Source organism: Campylobacter sp. LH-2024, from assembly GCF_048270605.1.
Classification (GTDB): Bacteria; Campylobacterota; Campylobacteria; order Campylobacterales; family Campylobacteraceae; genus Campylobacter_D; species Campylobacter_D molothri.
Genome location: NZ_CP168139.1, coordinates 1,401,257 through 1,417,035, shown reverse-complemented (window position 1 = coordinate 1,417,035; position 15,779 = coordinate 1,401,257). Strand labels below are relative to the sequence as shown.

Below are 15,779 nucleotides of genomic sequence, written 5' to 3'. Positions count from 1 at the left end.
ATCCTTATTTTATAATAATTCTGAATTAAATTTATCTTCATCAAATTTAGCTCCTAAATATTGACACATTAATTTCGCATCTCTTTGCGCATTCCCTAAACAGCTTGTTGCACCTGGACTTGGAGTCATATTAAAAATGATTCCAGGAATTTCAGCAATACTTGCTTCTCCTAACATCAATTCTCCTCTTTTTTTATCAATAACTTGAGGACGAACTCCACCAAACCCTTTTGCATAATATATATCGTTAGCTTTTAAACTTGGAACTATTTTTTTAGCGTCCTTTACAAAGATATTTTTATTAATAAAAGGTAATTCAAAAAGATAGTTATAGAGTATATAATTTCTAATAGTTGGATCTTTAAACATATTAAAAGTAACCCTAAGAACAGTTTTATCAAATTTTAAAGCCTCGAAAAATTCGGGTACAGATTTTAACCCATGATAGCGTTCTAATTTTGGAATAACGAGTGCAGTTGGTCCAAAACGTGTATTCATGTTGGCAAGTAAATCAGGATCTCCATGCAATGCTGCAAAAGGTAATTTTGGGTTTTGAACCATATAAACTTTACCATTGAGTAATTTTTGTTTTGTAAGATAAAAGCTACCTGCAACAGGCCAACAAGACTTATCTAAGCCTAAATTCATTTTATGTGCTAAATATAAAGAATGTGCGCCAGCATTTACAACAACAGCTTTGGCATAATATTCTTTATAGGTATTTGTTCGTAGGAGAAAATAGCCATCTTTTTTTTCTATATAGATGATTTCTTCATTAAAAGCTACAAAAGTATTTTTGTTTTGCAATTGTCCTTGTTCTATAAGACTAATACTCATCTTTTCAAAATCAACAGTTGTAAAAATTTCTCCAGCTTCTACGCCCATAGCACAAATATTTTCAGGTCTATCATGTATCCCATCTTTTCCAAGAGCTACCTTAGGTTCAATGGATTTGATTTTCTCTTTATTAAAAAATTTTATATAAGGGTAGAGTTCTTTAAATTCTTCGTAGCGTTTTTCCATATAATCACATTCTATATCATCAACAGCTAAGGCCATTTTTTGATGAGAAAACATAAAACGATTTTGAGCATTTTGCAAAATACCGTATTTTACTATCATATCTGCTGTCGTTTTAACTTTTTTAGCTTTTTCTAAAGTATAATTTGTTTCAATATCACCACAATGTATGGTTTGAGAATTACTTGTTCCTTTTGAATTTAAAGTCGAAGGAGAATGATATTTTTCTATTAAAGCGATATTTTTGATATCTGTATATCGTGCGATTTCATAAAATAATGCAGATCCAGAAATTCCAGCTCCTATGATTAATATGTCAAATTCTTTTTTAGGCATTATTTTTTCCTTTTTTTATAAATCATAGAATTTATTTATAGAAGTTTAATTGAATTTGTTTTACAAATGGTTAAAATGTGTCAAAATAATATTTTTAATGAGAATTTTTGTAACATTCTATATTAACAAATTGGGATTTTCTTGTATTATTTTTTTCATACCTCTAAAAACTAGAAGCTTATCATAAATAGCATTATCAAAATAATTTGCTAAAAATTGTCCATCACCACCGGTAAAATAAAGTTTTTTATTTTGTGCTGTATCTTTAATAAGCAAATAAATACTTTTAAAAACTCCATAACTTAAAGCATCTTTTGTTTTTTGCGGAAACGCATCGAAACTTACTTGAGTGTTAAATTCATATTTTAATCTAGGTGAAATATGGGCATATATTTTTCTAAAATTTGTGATTCCTGGTAAGATAAATCCCCCAAGATGTATAGAATTGGCAATAATATCAATTGTAATGGCACTTCCAGCATCTACAATAACTCCATCATCTATCGTATAGCATGCAGCAATACGATCAATCCCTAATCCTTGATAAATAGTATCAAAAACAAAAAATGGCTCCAAATCGATAAAATTTTTTCGCGCTTTTAAATGATTTTTTAAATTTTCATTAACATTTATATAAAAAATTTTTTGTTCACTTTTATATTCTAAAAATTGTTCAATGCTAAGTGTAAAATATTTATGATCTTCTAAAAAATTAGCATTAGAATTACCAATATCACAAAATAGCATAAATATTAAATCCTTTTTCGCTAAGATATTGATTTGCTTTAGAGCAAAGAGCACTTTTAATAAAAAATAACTTTTTGTTTTGATTAAAATTGTTTGCTAAATTTTCTAAAAATAAAGCATTTTTTAAAATAAAACGAGATTTTCCAGTATAAATAAAAAGCACAATTTCTTTATTTAAAGCACATAAATAAGTTTTTTTTGTAGTTAAATTTTTTAGATCAAAAGTTTTAAGATCTAAATTCAAAATATCTAATGCTTCTTTTAAAATACTCATTGTAAATCTAAAATTTTATCTCCATAATAAAATTTACCATTACCCATAAAAGACATTTTTTCAACAGGATCTGAGAATTTAAATATTTTTATATTTTCAAGATTTAAATCCGATTTTATTAAATATCCTGTTTTTTCAAAAGCATATAAATGATCATGATATAAATTCACTTTTGTAAAGATGGCAAAATCGAATTTTTTTTGCTTCAGTATTTTTAAATTATAATCAGTTTTAACAATATTTCCATTTTTTTCAAATATAAAAATTGCATGATCACTTACTACAATATCTTTAATATCAAAATCTTGATAAATAGTTCTTTTAGGATCAATTATCATTACTCTTTTTGCTGTAGCTGCTACAATTTGATTATTTTGAATACTTAGATGAATAATATTGTTAAAAAAGTTTTCTGCAGAAACAACAATGTCTTTGACAATATTTAAGGTGTCTTTTGATAAAACTATGATTTTTCCATCTAAGGTAGGATAAATGATAACATTGTCTAAGAATATCGGATTTGCAACACGATTATCTTGGGCTGGTGCTGAAGTAAGAGTTTGGATAAATTTAATACCTAAAGAACGATTTGCTAAAACAATACTGTTATTGGCTAAAATAAGCGCTAAATCATCTCCATTTAACGCAATTCCTACAACAGTAGCGTCAAATTTATAAGAATAAGTTTCTTTATGAGCTTCATTGTAAATTTTTAAATTTCCATTATTATCAGCCTCAATAAATTCTCCATCTTGATAAGCTAAGAGAATGTAATTTTTATCAAGTTTAAAATTATCAATTGTTTGAGTATTTTTTAAAATAATTTGATTATTGCTAAGTTTAGCAGAAAATAAATTCCAATCAATAATACTCCCTTTTAAATTACCATTATGATTTAATTTTCCATTTGTATAAGCTGGTTCAAAGTATTGCCTTTTTGTGCCGCAAGCGCAAATGAAAATTAAGGTAAATAAAATTATAAAAAAATGTTTCATTGTGAAATACCTTGATAATGTTTCAGATTTTTGGCAATTTGTTTAAGACTTGAGTTTTCATTAATTTGAGAAAGTAATACATCTGCTTGTCCAATTTTATTTTCTTCTAAAAGTTTGCAAGCTTCTAAAAGTTTATCATAATCTTTTAAAAATATCGATTTTTCTCCTAAAAATGCAAAAATGATATTTTGCAATAAAGGATTTAACTCAGAATTAGAGCTTATAGTTTTGAGTTGATTTTTTAAATTTGTATTATTGTTATCTTTTTGGATTTCATTAATAAGAAATACAGCATAAAGATTTACATTTTTTTGTTTTAATTGATTTAAAAGACTTTCATCATTTGGATATTTTAATAATTGAGTGTAAATTCTATTGCTTTCTTTTTTGTTATATTCTTCAACTTCAGAAATTCCAAAATTAATTGCAAACCAGACAATAGCAATAATTGCAATTAGAAATATGTATATTTTGTATTTTTTTATTAATCTTTCACTTCTTATAAAATTTTCTATCATTTTTTCTTCAGTATTAAGATCTGTTTTAATAGATTTTAAATTATCTTTTAAGCTCAAATTTAATCCTTAAATTTTTATTTTATATTTTTTAAGTTCAGTATTATTGTAACATAAATTTATAAATTCTAAGATATTGTAAAATAATTAAAGCTTTTTTATGTTATAATTTTTATTATTGTTTAAAATTGAATCAAGGTTATAAAATGCAAATAAATGAAGAATTGCTTACTAAACTTGAAAAATTAAGTGCTTTAAAAATTGCAGAAGATAAAAGGGATAAGTTAGTACAAGAGCTTGAAGAAATTGTTAATTTTGTTGAAAAGCTCAATGAGTTGGATTTGAGTTCTTCTGAAGTGACAGTAAGTACCATTAAAGGTGGCACTCCTTTAAGATTGGATCAAATAGAAAATAATGATATAATTAAAGATGTTTTAAATCATTCTCCAAAAAAAGATGAGAATTTTTTTGTTGTACCTAAGATTATAGAATGATTAACTTATTATTTAATACTTACTTGTAGAATAATTTAAAGAATTAAATGAAAGTGAATGAGATATGAATTTTTATTGGTTTGATGCTTTTATTTTAGGTTTTACTTTACTGTTAGGTCTTAAGGGTATTATTAATGGTTTGATTAAAGAAGTATTTGGAATATTAGGAATTATTGGTGGTGTATTTGTTGCTTCAAAATATTCTTCATCAGCTTCTATTTTTATAGAAAATACTTTTTATAAAATTGAAAATCAAAGTTTAGCCAATTTTGCAGGCTTTTTAGCGATTTTAATTATTTTTTGGATTGTTTGTCTTTTGCTTGGAAATTTTCTTTCAAAATTAGTTAAGCTTAGCGGATTAGGTTTTTTAGATCGTATAGGTGGATTTGTTTTTGGTTGTGCAAAAATATTTTTTATTTTTTCTATTTTTATTTTTTGTATAGCAAGAATAGATTTTTTAAATGTTAAATTAAATTCTTTTGCTAAGGATAGTTACACTTTAGAATTACTTAAAGATACAGGTTCTTTTATTATGAATCAACCTTTAGCTGAAGATAGTCTTAATAAAATCAAAAATACAACTAATAATCTCAACAGCTTTCAAGAGGAACAATAAATGTTGATTGAAAATGTAGAATACGATGTATTATTAGAAAGATTTAAAAAAATTTTAAGACAAGGTGGTCTTAAATACACAAAACAAAGAGAGATATTATTAAAAACATTATATCATAGTGATACACATCATACTCCAGAGAGTTTATATATGGAAATAAAACAAGTTGAACCAAATTTAAATGTTGGTATTGCTACTGTTTATAGAACTTTAAATTTACTTGAAGAAGCCGAAATGGTTACCTCCATCTCTTTTGGCTCGGCAGGAAAAAAATATGAATTAGCCAATAAACCACACCATGATCACATGATTTGTAAAAATTGTGGTAAAATTATTGAATTTGAAAATTCTATTATTGAAAGACAACAAGCTTTAATTGCTAAAGAATATAATTTTAAATTAACAGGACATTTAATGCAGCTTTATGGAATTTGCGATGATTGTAATCAAAAAATTAAGGTAAAAATCTAATGTTTGATAATATTTTAGAACAGCAAAGAATAGAAAAATCGAATGAATTTAAAAAGGCTGGTATAAACCCTTATCCGCATTTTCTAAAAAAGGAAATGTCTTTATTAGATTTTAAAACTAAATTTTCTTACGTACTTCAAAGCGAAACTAAACGAGATGAAAATAGTTTTGGTATTGTTGCAGGACGTTTGAAACTTTTAAGAATAGCTGGAAAGTCTATTTTTGCAAATATAGAAGATGAAAATGCTAATTTGCAAATTTATTTTAGCAAAGATAGTATCGGTGAAGAGCAATTTAATTTACTTAAAAAAAATCTTGAGGTAGGAGATATTGTTTTAACAAAAGGTTTCCCTTTTGTAACCAAAACAGGTGAATTCAGTCTTCATGCATGCGAAGTAAATCTTGCTGCTAAATCTATTGTTCCATTGCCTGAAAAATATCATGGGCTTACAGATATAGAACAACGATATCGTAAGCGTTATGTTGATTTAATTATGAATTCAGATGTAAGAAAAGATTTTTTAATTCGTTCTAAAGTGGTAAGTTTAATCCGTCATTTTTTTGAAAATAAAGGTTTTTTAGAGGTGGAAACTCCTATGATGCATCCAATTGCAGGAGGTGCAAATGCTAAACCTTTTATTACATTTCATAACTCATTAGGCGTTGAAAGATTTTTAAGAATTGCGCCAGAACTTTATTTAAAAAGACTTATAGTAGGAGGTTTTGAGGCAGTTTTTGAAATCAATCGTTGTTTTAGAAATGAAGGTATGGATTTAACACATAATCCAGAATTTACAACGATAGAATTTTATTGGGCTTATCATAATTATAAGGATTTAATGGATCTTACAGAGGAGCTTTTTTCTTTACTTTTAGATCAATTAAATTTAGAAAAAATTATAGAATTTGATGGCTATAAAATTGACTTTTCAAAACCTTTTGAAAGAATTTCATACAAAGAAGCCCTTAAAAAATATGGTGGTTTAAATGATGAAATTATAGAAAATAAAGATAAAATTTTAATTCAATTAAAATCTGATGGTTTTGAAGCTAATGAAAAATTAGATTTAGGGCATTTACAAGCAGAATTATTTGATAATTATGTAGAAAGCAAATTGATTAATCCTACTTTTATTACAGATTTTCCAATTTCTATTAGCCCGCTTTCTCGTCGCAGCGATAAAGATCCTAATATAGCTGAAAGATTTGAGTTGTTTATTTGCGGAAGAGAGTTGGCTAATGGTTTTAATGAGTTAAATGATCCTTTAGATCAATATGAAAGATTTTTAAAACAAATAGAGGCAAAAAATGCGGGCAATGAAGAAGCCTGTGAGATGGATGAGGATTTTGTTAATGCTTTAGGTTATGGTATGCCGCCTACAGCAGGACAAGGAATAGGTATTGATAGATTGGTTATGCTATTAACCAATAAAAAATCTATCCGAGATGTTATTTTATTTCCAGCTATGAGACCATTAAAATCAGAATTAAAGGAGGGTAAAGAATGAGTTTAGAGTGTTTTGATCAAGAAATTTTTGATTTGGTAAATCAAGAATTAAAGCGTCAATGCGAAGGTCTTGAGATGATAGCAAGTGAAAATTTCACTTTACCTGAGGTTATGGAGGTTATGGGAAGTATATTAACAAATAAATATGCTGAAGGATATCCAAATAAAAGATATTATGGTGGTTGTGAAGTTGTTGATGAAATAGAAAATTTAGCAATTGAGAGATGTAAAAAACTTTTTAAATGTAATTTTGCTAATGTCCAGCCTAATTCAGGTTCTCAAGCCAATCAAGGCGTTTATGCAGCTCTTTTAAATCCAGGCGATAAAATTTTAGGAATGGACTTAAGTCATGGTGGTCATTTAACTCATGGTGCAAAAGTAAGTTCTTCTGGAAAATTTTATGAAAGTTTCTTTTATGGCGTAGAACTTGATGGAAGAATTAATTATGAAAAAGTAAGAGAGATAGCTCATATAGTTAAGCCAAAATTGATCGTATGTGGTGCAAGTGCTTATGCTAGATTTATTGATTTTGCTAAATTTAGAGAAATTGCAGATGAGGTTGGAGCCTATCTTTTTGCAGATATAGCACATATTGCAGGACTTGTTGTTGCTGGAGAGCATCCTGATCCTTTTCCTCATGCTCATGTTGTAAGTTCTACGACTCATAAAACTTTAAGAGGTCCAAGGGGCGGTATTATTATGAGCAATGATGAAGAAATTGCTAAAAAAATTAACTCTGCAATATTTCCAGGAATTCAAGGCGGTCCTTTAATGCATGTGATTGCTGCTAAAGCTGTTGGTTTTAAATTTAACTTAAGCCAAGAGTGGAAAATTTATGCAAAACAAGTAAGAAGTAATGCTCAAGTTTTGGCTAAAATATTGATGGATAGAAAATATAAGCTTGTAAGTGATGGTACAGATAATCATCTTGTTTTAATGAGCTTTTTAGATCGTGAATTTAGTGGAAAGGATGCTGATATAGCTTTAGGAAATTCAGGTATAACAGCAAATAAAAATACAGTTCCAGGCGAGATTAGAAATCCATTTATAACCAGTGGATTAAGGTTGGGAACTCCAGCACTTACTGCTAGAGGTTTTAAGGAAAAAGAGATGGAAATTGTTGCAAATTATATAGCAGATATTTTAGATGATATCAATAATACCAATCTACAAAAAGATATTAAATTAAAACTTGAAGAACTTGCGAAAAATTTTATAATTTATACAAAGGCTATGTTTTGATTTCACCTATGGATATGTCATTAATTAAGATAATTGGTAGTCATTATTATGTCATGAGGAATAGAATTGTCAATAAAATTACCCATCGCGGACGTTTATTTTTTGATAAATTTGAAAAGATTGATTCTCCTTTAAATTTAAGTATTATGAGGGAGCATGCGGCTAAAAAAATTATTGTTGCTCATGATTTGATTACTAAAGACAATAAAGTCGAAAATATTGTTTTTGACTATAATGGTTTTAATGCTGAAAGATTTTATCATCGAGCTCAATTGATTTTGCGTGAAGAAGGTTTTATAAATTTTACAGCTTATAAAACAAAAACTCCAGGGCATTTACATTTGTATATTCATAAAGGTCATACTTCATTAAACGAAGGTTATTCTTTAGCATCTAAACTTTCAATGATGTTTGCAAGCAAAATGCCTGTAGAGTGGAAAGTTTTCCCAAGTATGGATGTTCCAAGGGAATTTAATATTTTAGTTTTACCTTATGAGGTTTATCAAAAAGAACGTGGTAGTTCTTGGTCTAAACATATGTAAGAAAGGAAAAATATGGAAAACAATAAAAATGATTTTGATGATATTATTTTAGAAAAAAGCAACAAGAGTGAAAAGATAAAAAAAATTCTTTTAAGAGTAATTGCTTTAATTATTTTATTTTTAATCATTATGATTGTTATGAAATTAATCAATAGTGGAAGTGATAATAAAAATCCAACAGTTTTACCTAATGAGCCTACAAGTACCACTCAACAAGATAATAATACAGATAGTTCTTTTGAAAATATGCCTATTGCTACAGATAATTCTGCAGAAGATCAATTTGAAGCTCTAAGAAAACAAATTCAAGGCGATCAAAATGATAGCAGTTTAGAAACTAGTGCTTTAGATCAAAATCTTGATAATGCAAATTTTGCATCATCTAATCAAGACTCTATCCAAGATTTAAATTCTAACAATTTAGACGAGAAAAAACAAACTGTTGCAAATACTACAGTTAAAACCGAAGAAAAACCAAAAGAACAAGTAAAGGAGCAGGTTAAAGAACAACCTAAAAAAACTGCAACAAAAGATAATACAGTTAAAAAACAAGAACATACTGTAAAACAAAATCACCAACAAAGCACTAATGATTTATTTAAAAATGTAGATGCAAAACCTGTTAATCCGGATGGTTTGCCTTCTGGAATTTATGTGCAAATTTTCTCTGTGAACAATTTAGATCAAAAATCTAAAGAACTAGCAGCTGTTAGAAAAAAAGGTTATGAATATAAACTTTATAAAACAACAGTTGCAGGTAAAGAAATAACTAAAGTTTTAATTGGACCATTTAGTAAGTCAAATATTTCACAAGAGCTTGCTAAAATTAGAAAAGAAGTAGCTAAAGACGCATTTTCTTTTACCTTAAAATGAAATTCTTAGCCGTCATAGGCAATCCTATTATGCATTCTAAATCACCTAGAATGCATAATAATGCAATTAAATTTCTTGGATTAAAAGGAATTTATACCCGTTATTGTTTAAATAATGATTTATTTTTAAAAGAAGAATTATTAAAAATAGGTTTTGATGCTGTAAATATTACGGTTCCTTTTAAGGAAAAAGCTTGTAAAATTGCTGATTTTAAAGATGAAATTTCAACTCGCGTAGGTTCTGCTAATACTCTTTGTTTTAAAAATAATAAAATTTATGCTTACAATACAGATGGAATAGGTTTTTTACAATCTATTGAAGAATTTAAAGATATTAAAAAAACTTTAATTTTAGGAGCAGGAGGAACAGCTCTTGCAATAGCTTATGTTTTAAAACAAAGAGGTGTAGATGTTTATATTGCTAATCGTAGTAGCAAAAGACTTCAATATTTTAATGCTTATAAGAATAGTCTTTATAAAGATTTACAAGATTTCAATTTTGATTTGATAATTAATTCCACCTCAGCAGGTTTAATGGATGAATATTTACCTTGTTCTAAAGAAATTTTACATCAACTTTTATCTAATGCTAAATTTGCCTTTGAAGTTATTTACAACAAAGAAACTCCTTTTTATAAACTTTGCAAAAAATATGATTTAAGAGTAAAAAATGGATTTGAAATGCTTTTATGGCAAGGAGTATTTGCTTTTGAATTATTTTTTGATCTTAAAAATCAAAGAGAAGAGATTAAAACAGCAATGTTGCAAGCTTTAAATTTTGATTGATTTTTTGAAAAATCCTATAAGAATTTTTCAAAAAATTTTTATTCAAAAATTATAACCCCATCTTGATTTTTATTAACGTTATTTTCTTTTTTTGCATTAGAATTATCGTTTGGAGTATTTTTAAAAGATTTCGATGGCTGAAAAGAATTTTCCTCAAAAGAAGAATTATTTTCAAAGCTATTAAATTTTTCAGGATTATTTGAAGGTTGTGCTGTATCTATAGCTTTTGGAAGATTATTATAGACTGTATTTAGAGTATTTTTATAAAAAGCTATAAAACTTCTATCAATTTCAAATGCTGGACGCTCTAAACCTTTGTTAAGTTGGGTTGGAACTGTAGATATGGTGGTTTTAAACATGTTGATTCCATCATCATTTTTTATAGGATAGGTAAGAGCGATTAAAGAATTTAATTTAGTATTGCTTGTTAAATCGGTTGAATTTTGGGAATTGCGAGCGTCAATAAAGCTTATTTTTCCTTGAAATTGAATTCCTAGATTAGATTTAACATAATCTCCACTTACAAAGCTATCTGATTTTTGTGGATTTTGTTCTTCTATATAAATACTTATTAAACTTTTAAGGGTATAGTCTGGATTTGAATTAACTATTTTATAACCTTTAAGTTTCGCTATAGTAGCCATTTGCTCTTCTAAATTTTCTTTTAAAAGTTCAATTTCTTTTTCTATGCGGATCTTAAGCACAGAATTCTCAAAATAATCAGAATAATTATTATTTTGTTCTATATTAATAGGCTCAAGAGCGATGGTAATGCCAGAATCTATAGACTCTGTTTTAATAGGAGTTTGAGGTTTAAAATTGGGCATTGAAACATTTACAAAGGTGCTACTAGTATTGCTGCAAGCGCTTAAAAATAAAAAAATAAAAATAAAAAAATATTTTTTCATGATTTATCCTTGTCAATGATTAAAATTATATAATTATAGCAAGTTAAAGTTTTTTTGCTATATTCTTAGAAAACAAAAATTTAGGAAAATATATGGAATTTTGGAGACATATTTATTCAAATTTTGATGTAGTTGCATTCAGTATTTTTGGCCTTAAAGTGCATTGGTATGGAATCATGTATGTAATAGCTTTGATTTTGGCTCTAACTTTAGCTAAATTTTTTTCAAAAAAAATGAATATGGGTATTAGTAATAAATGCTTAGATAGTTATTTTGTTTGGGTAGAAATTGGAGTTATTTTAGGTGCAAGACTCGGATATATTTTAATTTATGATAATCATACAATGTATTATATTATTCATCCTTGGCAAATTTTTAATCCTTATGTTAATAATGAATTTGTAGGAATTCGTGGTATGAGTTATCACGGGGCTATTGTTGGTTTTTTAATAGCAACTTTTTTATTTTGCAAAAAATATAAAGAAAATCCTTGGAAATTTTTAGATTTAGTAGCTTTAAGCGTGCCTTTAGCTTATGTTTTTGGACGTATTGGAAATTTTTTAAATCAAGAACTTTTTGGTCGTATAACCAATGTACCTTGGGGAATTTATGTTGATGGAGTTTTAAGACATCCATCACAATTATACGAAGCTTTTTTGGAGGGTGTTGTTGTTTTTATTGTTGTTTATATAGCAAAGCTAAAACAAACTTTTTGCGGAGAGCTTATTATTGTTTATGCCTGTATGTATTCTTTAGCACGTTTTATTTGTGAATTTTTTAGAGAACCTGATTTTGGAATAGGTTTTGTACTTTGGGGAATGAGTATGGGACAAATTTTAAGTTTAATTATGCTCATTATTGCTTTGTTATTTTATGTTTGGATAAAATTTAAAAAAGTAAATATTTAATTTATATTAAAGATTATTGTAATATAATCAAAAGTTTTTATTTTTTTTGTAAAGGAGTATAGATGAGTGGGCTTATCGAAGGTTATTTGGGTAAGAGCATTGAAGGCAAGAAAAGCAAAATGCCTGCAAAATTAGATTTTATCCAGAGTGCTTCAGGTCTTTTTTTAGGTCTTTTTATGTGGGCACACATGTTTTTTGTGTCTACGATTTTAGTAAGCGGGGATTTTTTTAATTCTGTTGTTCATTTTTTAGAATTAAAATTCGTTTATAATAATCCTATAATGAGTTATGTCACCTCTTTTTTAGCAACTTGTGTTTTGGTAGTATTTTTTGTCCATGCTTTATTAGCTATGAGAAAATTTCCTATTAATTATCGTCAATATCAAATTTTAAGAGTGCATACTAAAACTATGAAACATAGCGATACTTCACTTTGGTGGGTTCAAGCATTGACCGGATTTTTAATGTTTTTTTTGGGTTCTGCTCATCTTATTTTCGTTATCACAAATGCAGATAAAATTAGTGATGGTATGTCAGGAGATAGAGTAGTAAGCCATTTTATGTGGCTTTTTTATGCTGTGCTTTTAGTATGTGTAGAGCTTCATGGAAGTATCGGTCTTTATAGGCTTTGTGTTAAATGGGGTTGGTTTGAGGGAAAAAATGCGAAAGAAAGCAGAAAAAAACTTAAAGTAGCTAAATGGATTATAAGTATATTTTTCTTAGCTTTAGGTATTTTAAGTCTTTTAGCTTTTGTAAAAATTGGTTTAGCAAATTTAACTGTTAAACAATTTATGATGGAGCAATTTTTTAACAACTATAATGGAGCAAATTTATGAATATACAATATAGTGATGCTTTAGTAATAGGTGGAGGTTTAGCAGGTCTTAGGGCTGCAATTGAGGTTGCAAAAAGTGGTCAAAGTGTAACACTTTTGAGTATCTGTCCAGTAAAGCGTTCTCACTCTGCGGCTGTTCAAGGAGGAATGCAAGCAAGTCTTGGAAATGGCGCCAAAGGCGAAGGAGATAACGAAGATCTTCATTTTGCAGATACAGTTAAAGGAAGTGATTGGGGTTGCGATCAAGAAGTAGCAAGAATGTTTGCACAAACTGCACCAAAAGCTGTTAGAGAGCTTGCAGCTTGGGGTGTGCCTTGGACTAGGGTAACAAAAGGGCCAAGAACTGTAGTTATTAATGCACAAAAAACAGTTATCGAAGAAAAAGAAGAGGCACATGGTCTTATTAATGCACGTGATTTTGGTGGAACTAAAAAATGGAGAACTTGCTATATAGCTGATGCTACTGGACATTGTATGCTTTATGGTGTAGCTAATGAAGCTATTAAGCATCAAGTTAAGATTATTGATAGAATGGAAGCGGTAAGAATTATTCATGATGGTAAAAAATGCTTAGGCGTAATTGCAAGAGATTTAACAAATGGACAATTAATCGCTTATATTGCACGTGGAACCATGATAGCAACTGGCGGTTATGGAAGAATTTATAAACAAACTACTAATGCAGTTATTTGCGAAGGAACTGGTGCAGCTATAGCTCTTGAAACTGGACTTTGCAGACTTTCAAATATGGAGGCTGTGCAATTTCACCCAACACCTATAGTTCCAAGTGGAATTTTGCTTACTGAAGGTTGTCGTGGAGATGGTGGAATTTTACGTGATGTAGATGGTTATCGTTTTATGCCTGATTATGAACCAGAAAAAAAAGAACTTGCAAGTCGGGATGTTGTTAGTCGTAGAATGATGGAGCATATTAGAAAAGGAAAAGGTGTTAAAAGTCCTTATGGGGATCATTTATGGCTTGATATTTCTATACTTGGTCGTGCTCATGTTGAAAAAAATCTTCGCGATGTTCAAGATATTTGTAAAACTTTTAATGGAATTGATCCAGCAGATGAAGGTCCTAAAGGCTGGGCCCCAGTTTTACCTATGCAGCATTACTCCATGGGTGGAATTAGGACTAAGCCAACTGGTGAAAGTCAGTGGTTAGATGGTCTTTTTGCTTGTGGTGAAGCAGCTTGTTGGGATATGCATGGATTTAATCGCTTAGGTGGAAATTCTTGTGCTGAAACTGTAGTTGCTGGAATGATTATAGGAGATTATTTTGCTCAATATTGTAAAAATAATGGAGAAGTTGTTGATACAAATATTGTAAAAGAATTCTTAAGTAAAGAATATCAATATCTTAAATCTTTAGTTGATAAAGAAGGTAAGTATGATGTTTTTGAAATCAAAAATAGAATGAAAGAAATAATGTGGGACAAGGTGGCTATTTTTAGAACTGGAGAAGGTCTTAAAGAAGCTGTAGATGAATTAGAAAAACTTTATAAAGATTCTCAAGATGTTAAAGTGCATTGTAAAGAACTTGATTGTGCTAATCCAGAACTTGAAGAAGCGTATAGGGTCCCTAGAATGTTAAAAATAGCACTTTGTGTTGCCTATGGAGCACTTTTAAGAACAGAAAGTCGTGGAGCACATTATAGAGAAGATTATCCAAAAAGAGATGATTTAAATTGGATGAAAAGAACAAATACTTATTGGGTTGAGGGTGAGACCTTGCCACGCGTAGAGTATGAAGAACTTGATATTATGAAAATGGAAATGCCACCAGCTTTTCGTGGGTATGGAGCAAAAGGCAATATCATTGAAAATCCTTTAAGTGAAAAACGTCAAGCTGAAGTGGATGCAATCCGTGAAAAAATGGAAGCAGAAGGTAAAAGCCGTTATGAAATTCAAGATGCTTTAATGCCTTATGAACTTCAAGCAAAATTTAAAAAACCAAATCAAAGAATAGGGGTGGATTATGAGTAGAAAATTAACTATAAAAGCATTTAAGTATAATCCTTTAAGTAAAATTTCAAAACCACATTTTGTGACTTATGAGCTTGAAGAAACTCCTTTTATGACTGTTTTTGTATGCTTGACTTTGATTCGCGAAAAGATGGATGCCGATCTTAGTTTTGATTTTGTTTGTCGTGCGGGAATTTGTGGATCTTGTGCCATGATGATTAATGGTGTTCCAAAACTTGCTTGTAAGACCTTAACAAAAGATTATGAAGATGGTGTTATCGAACTTATGCCTATGCCAGCATTTAGACATATTAAAGATTTAAGTGTGAATACTGGAGAATGGTTTGAAGATATGTGTAAACGTGTTGAAAGTTGGGTTCATAATGAAAAAGAAACTGATATTTCAGCATTAGAAGAGCGTATAGAGCCTGAAGTTGCAGATGAAACTTTTGAACTTGATCGTTGTATAGAATGCGGAATTTGTGTTGCTTCATGTGCAACTAAGCTTATGAGACCCAATTTTATAGGTGCTACAGGACTTTTAAGAACAGCAAGATATTTACAAGATCCACATGATCATAGAAGTATAGAAGATTTTTATGAATTAGTGGGTGATGATGATGGCGTTTTTGGATGTATGTCTTTGCTCGCTTGTGAAGATAATTGTCCTAAAAATTTACCTTTACAAAGCAAAATCGCCTACATGAGAAGACAACTTGTTGCACAAAAAAATAAATAAATTC

General features: G+C 28.7%; 17 protein-coding genes and 1 pseudogene. 12 read left to right on the top strand and 6 right to left on the bottom strand.

Annotated elements, in window-relative coordinates:
- Nucleotides 1-9 precede the first annotated feature (9 nt).
- The 5 genes from ACD570_RS07260 to ACD570_RS07240 all read right to left on the bottom strand — a co-directional run bounded on the left by ACD570_RS07260 (nt 10) and on the right by ACD570_RS07240 (nt 3,947).
- Complete coding sequence (locus ACD570_RS07260) at nt 10-1,356, bottom strand: FAD-dependent oxidoreductase (RefSeq protein WP_337206896.1); 1,347 nt, start codon at nt 1,354-1,356, stop codon at nt 10-12.
- Between the two features lie 117 nt (nt 1,357-1,473).
- Entirely contained in the window at nt 1,474-2,103 is a 630-nt protein-coding gene (locus tag ACD570_RS07255) for a type III pantothenate kinase (protein ID WP_200282644.1), read from the bottom strand.
- Entirely contained in the window at nt 2,090-2,377 is a 288-nt protein-coding gene (locus ACD570_RS07250; RefSeq protein ID WP_200282647.1) for a tram-like protein, read from the bottom strand. The genes ACD570_RS07255 and ACD570_RS07250 overlap by 14 nt, the downstream gene beginning before the upstream one ends.
- The gene (locus tag ACD570_RS07245; RefSeq protein ID WP_337206894.1) at nt 2,374-3,372 is read right to left on the bottom strand and encodes a hypothetical protein; all 999 of its coding nucleotides are present in this window, start codon (nt 3,370-3,372) and stop codon (nt 2,374-2,376) included. Before ACD570_RS07245 ends, ACD570_RS07250 begins: the two co-directional genes overlap by 4 nt.
- Nucleotides 3,369-3,947 carry a hypothetical protein gene (locus ACD570_RS07240; RefSeq protein WP_200282652.1) on the bottom strand — a complete coding sequence of 193 codons (579 nt, stop codon included), beginning with the start codon at nt 3,945-3,947 and terminating at the stop codon, nt 3,369-3,371. The genes ACD570_RS07245 and ACD570_RS07240 overlap by 4 nt, the downstream gene beginning before the upstream one ends.
- 146 nt (nt 3,948-4,093) lie before the next feature.
- Between ACD570_RS07240 and gatC the strand changes: the two genes are divergently transcribed.
- The 8 genes from gatC to ACD570_RS07200 all read left to right on the top strand — a co-directional run bounded on the left by gatC (nt 4,094) and on the right by ACD570_RS07200 (nt 10,417).
- Nucleotides 4,094-4,381: an Asp-tRNA(Asn)/Glu-tRNA(Gln) amidotransferase subunit GatC gene (gene gatC / locus ACD570_RS07235; RefSeq protein ID WP_200282655.1), complete on the top strand. Its 288-nt coding sequence runs from the start codon at nt 4,094-4,096 to the stop codon at nt 4,379-4,381.
- A 64-nt stretch (nt 4,382-4,445) separates the two neighbouring features.
- Entirely contained in the window at nt 4,446-4,997 is a 552-nt protein-coding gene (locus ACD570_RS07230) for a CvpA family protein (RefSeq protein WP_200282658.1), read from the top strand.
- Entirely contained in the window at nt 4,998-5,468 is a 471-nt protein-coding gene (locus ACD570_RS07225) for a Fur family transcriptional regulator (protein WP_200282662.1), read from the top strand.
- Entirely contained in the window at nt 5,468-6,976 is a 1,509-nt protein-coding gene (gene lysS, locus ACD570_RS07220; protein WP_337198498.1) for a lysine--tRNA ligase, read from the top strand. Before ACD570_RS07225 ends, lysS begins: the two co-directional genes overlap by 1 nt.
- Nucleotides 6,973-8,217 carry a serine hydroxymethyltransferase gene (locus tag ACD570_RS07215; RefSeq protein WP_417904273.1) on the top strand — a complete coding sequence of 415 codons (1,245 nt, stop codon included), beginning with the start codon at nt 6,973-6,975 and terminating at the stop codon, nt 8,215-8,217. The genes lysS and ACD570_RS07215 overlap by 4 nt, the downstream gene beginning before the upstream one ends.
- Nucleotides 8,214-8,759 (top strand): DUF1882 domain-containing protein, encoded by a 546-nt coding sequence (locus tag ACD570_RS07210; protein WP_200282670.1) that lies wholly within the window; start codon nt 8,214-8,216, stop codon nt 8,757-8,759. Before ACD570_RS07215 ends, ACD570_RS07210 begins: the two co-directional genes overlap by 4 nt.
- 12 nt (nt 8,760-8,771) lie before the next feature.
- The gene (locus tag ACD570_RS07205; RefSeq protein ID WP_200282673.1) at nt 8,772-9,632 is read left to right on the top strand and encodes an SPOR domain-containing protein; all 861 of its coding nucleotides are present in this window, start codon (nt 8,772-8,774) and stop codon (nt 9,630-9,632) included.
- Nucleotides 9,629-10,417, top strand: a complete 789-nt coding sequence (locus ACD570_RS07200; protein WP_417904272.1) for a shikimate dehydrogenase — start codon at nt 9,629-9,631, stop codon at nt 10,415-10,417. The genes ACD570_RS07205 and ACD570_RS07200 overlap by 4 nt, the downstream gene beginning before the upstream one ends.
- A gap of 38 nt (nt 10,418-10,455) precedes the next feature.
- Here ACD570_RS07200 and ACD570_RS07195 read toward each other — a convergent pair whose 3' ends face one another.
- Nucleotides 10,456-11,325, bottom strand: coding sequence for a hypothetical protein (locus tag ACD570_RS07195; RefSeq protein WP_417904271.1), 870 nt, complete (start codon nt 11,323-11,325; stop codon nt 10,456-10,458).
- 92 nt (nt 11,326-11,417) lie between these two features.
- Here ACD570_RS07195 and lgt point away from each other — a divergent pair, with 92 nt between their 5' ends.
- The 4 genes and pseudogenes from lgt (at nt 11,418) to ACD570_RS07175 (ending at nt 15,775) form a co-directional block, all read left to right on the top strand.
- Nucleotides 11,418-12,233 (top strand): prolipoprotein diacylglyceryl transferase, encoded by an 816-nt coding sequence (lgt, locus tag ACD570_RS07190; protein ID WP_200282683.1) that lies wholly within the window; start codon nt 11,418-11,420, stop codon nt 12,231-12,233.
- Between the two features lie 62 nt (nt 12,234-12,295).
- Nucleotides 12,296-13,082 (top strand): annotated as a pseudogene (locus ACD570_RS07185) (fumarate reductase cytochrome b subunit).
- Complete coding sequence (locus tag ACD570_RS07180) at nt 13,066-15,057, top strand: fumarate reductase flavoprotein subunit (RefSeq protein ID WP_200282690.1); 1,992 nt, start codon at nt 13,066-13,068, stop codon at nt 15,055-15,057. The pseudogene ACD570_RS07185 and the gene ACD570_RS07180 overlap by 17 nt, the downstream one beginning before the upstream one ends.
- Nucleotides 15,050-15,775, top strand: coding sequence for a fumarate reductase iron-sulfur subunit (locus ACD570_RS07175; protein ID WP_200282693.1), 726 nt, complete (start codon nt 15,050-15,052; stop codon nt 15,773-15,775). The genes ACD570_RS07180 and ACD570_RS07175 overlap by 8 nt, the downstream gene beginning before the upstream one ends.
- Nucleotides 15,776-15,779: the final 4 nt, after the last annotated feature.

Coding starts and splice junctions, on each gene's coding strand:
- ACD570_RS07245 (WP_337206894.1), bottom strand. CDS start 3,372: ATGAAACATTTTTTTATAATTTTATTTACCTTAATTTTCATTTGCGCT.
- ACD570_RS07225 (WP_200282662.1), top strand. CDS start 4,998: ATGTTGATTGAAAATGTAGAATACGATGTATTATTAGAAAGATTTAAA.
- ACD570_RS07195 (WP_417904271.1), bottom strand. CDS start 11,325: ATGAAAAAATATTTTTTTATTTTTATTTTTTTATTTTTAAGCGCTTGC.
- ACD570_RS07205 (WP_200282673.1), top strand. CDS start 8,772: ATGGAAAACAATAAAAATGATTTTGATGATATTATTTTAGAAAAAAGC.
- lgt (WP_200282683.1), top strand. CDS start 11,418: ATGGAATTTTGGAGACATATTTATTCAAATTTTGATGTAGTTGCATTC.
- ACD570_RS07260 (WP_337206896.1), bottom strand. CDS start 1,356: ATGCCTAAAAAAGAATTTGACATATTAATCATAGGAGCTGGAATTTCT.
- gatC (WP_200282655.1), top strand. CDS start 4,094: ATGCAAATAAATGAAGAATTGCTTACTAAACTTGAAAAATTAAGTGCT.
- ACD570_RS07230 (WP_200282658.1), top strand. CDS start 4,446: ATGAATTTTTATTGGTTTGATGCTTTTATTTTAGGTTTTACTTTACTG.
- lysS (WP_337198498.1), top strand. CDS start 5,468: ATGTTTGATAATATTTTAGAACAGCAAAGAATAGAAAAATCGAATGAA.
- ACD570_RS07175 (WP_200282693.1), top strand. CDS start 15,050: ATGAGTAGAAAATTAACTATAAAAGCATTTAAGTATAATCCTTTAAGT.
- ACD570_RS07250 (WP_200282647.1), bottom strand. CDS start 2,377: ATGAGTATTTTAAAAGAAGCATTAGATATTTTGAATTTAGATCTTAAA.
- ACD570_RS07180 (WP_200282690.1), top strand. CDS start 13,066: ATGAATATACAATATAGTGATGCTTTAGTAATAGGTGGAGGTTTAGCA.
- ACD570_RS07255 (WP_200282644.1), bottom strand. CDS start 2,103: ATGCTATTTTGTGATATTGGTAATTCTAATGCTAATTTTTTAGAAGAT.
- ACD570_RS07200 (WP_417904272.1), top strand. CDS start 9,629: ATGAAATTCTTAGCCGTCATAGGCAATCCTATTATGCATTCTAAATCA.
- ACD570_RS07215 (WP_417904273.1), top strand. CDS start 6,973: ATGAGTTTAGAGTGTTTTGATCAAGAAATTTTTGATTTGGTAAATCAA.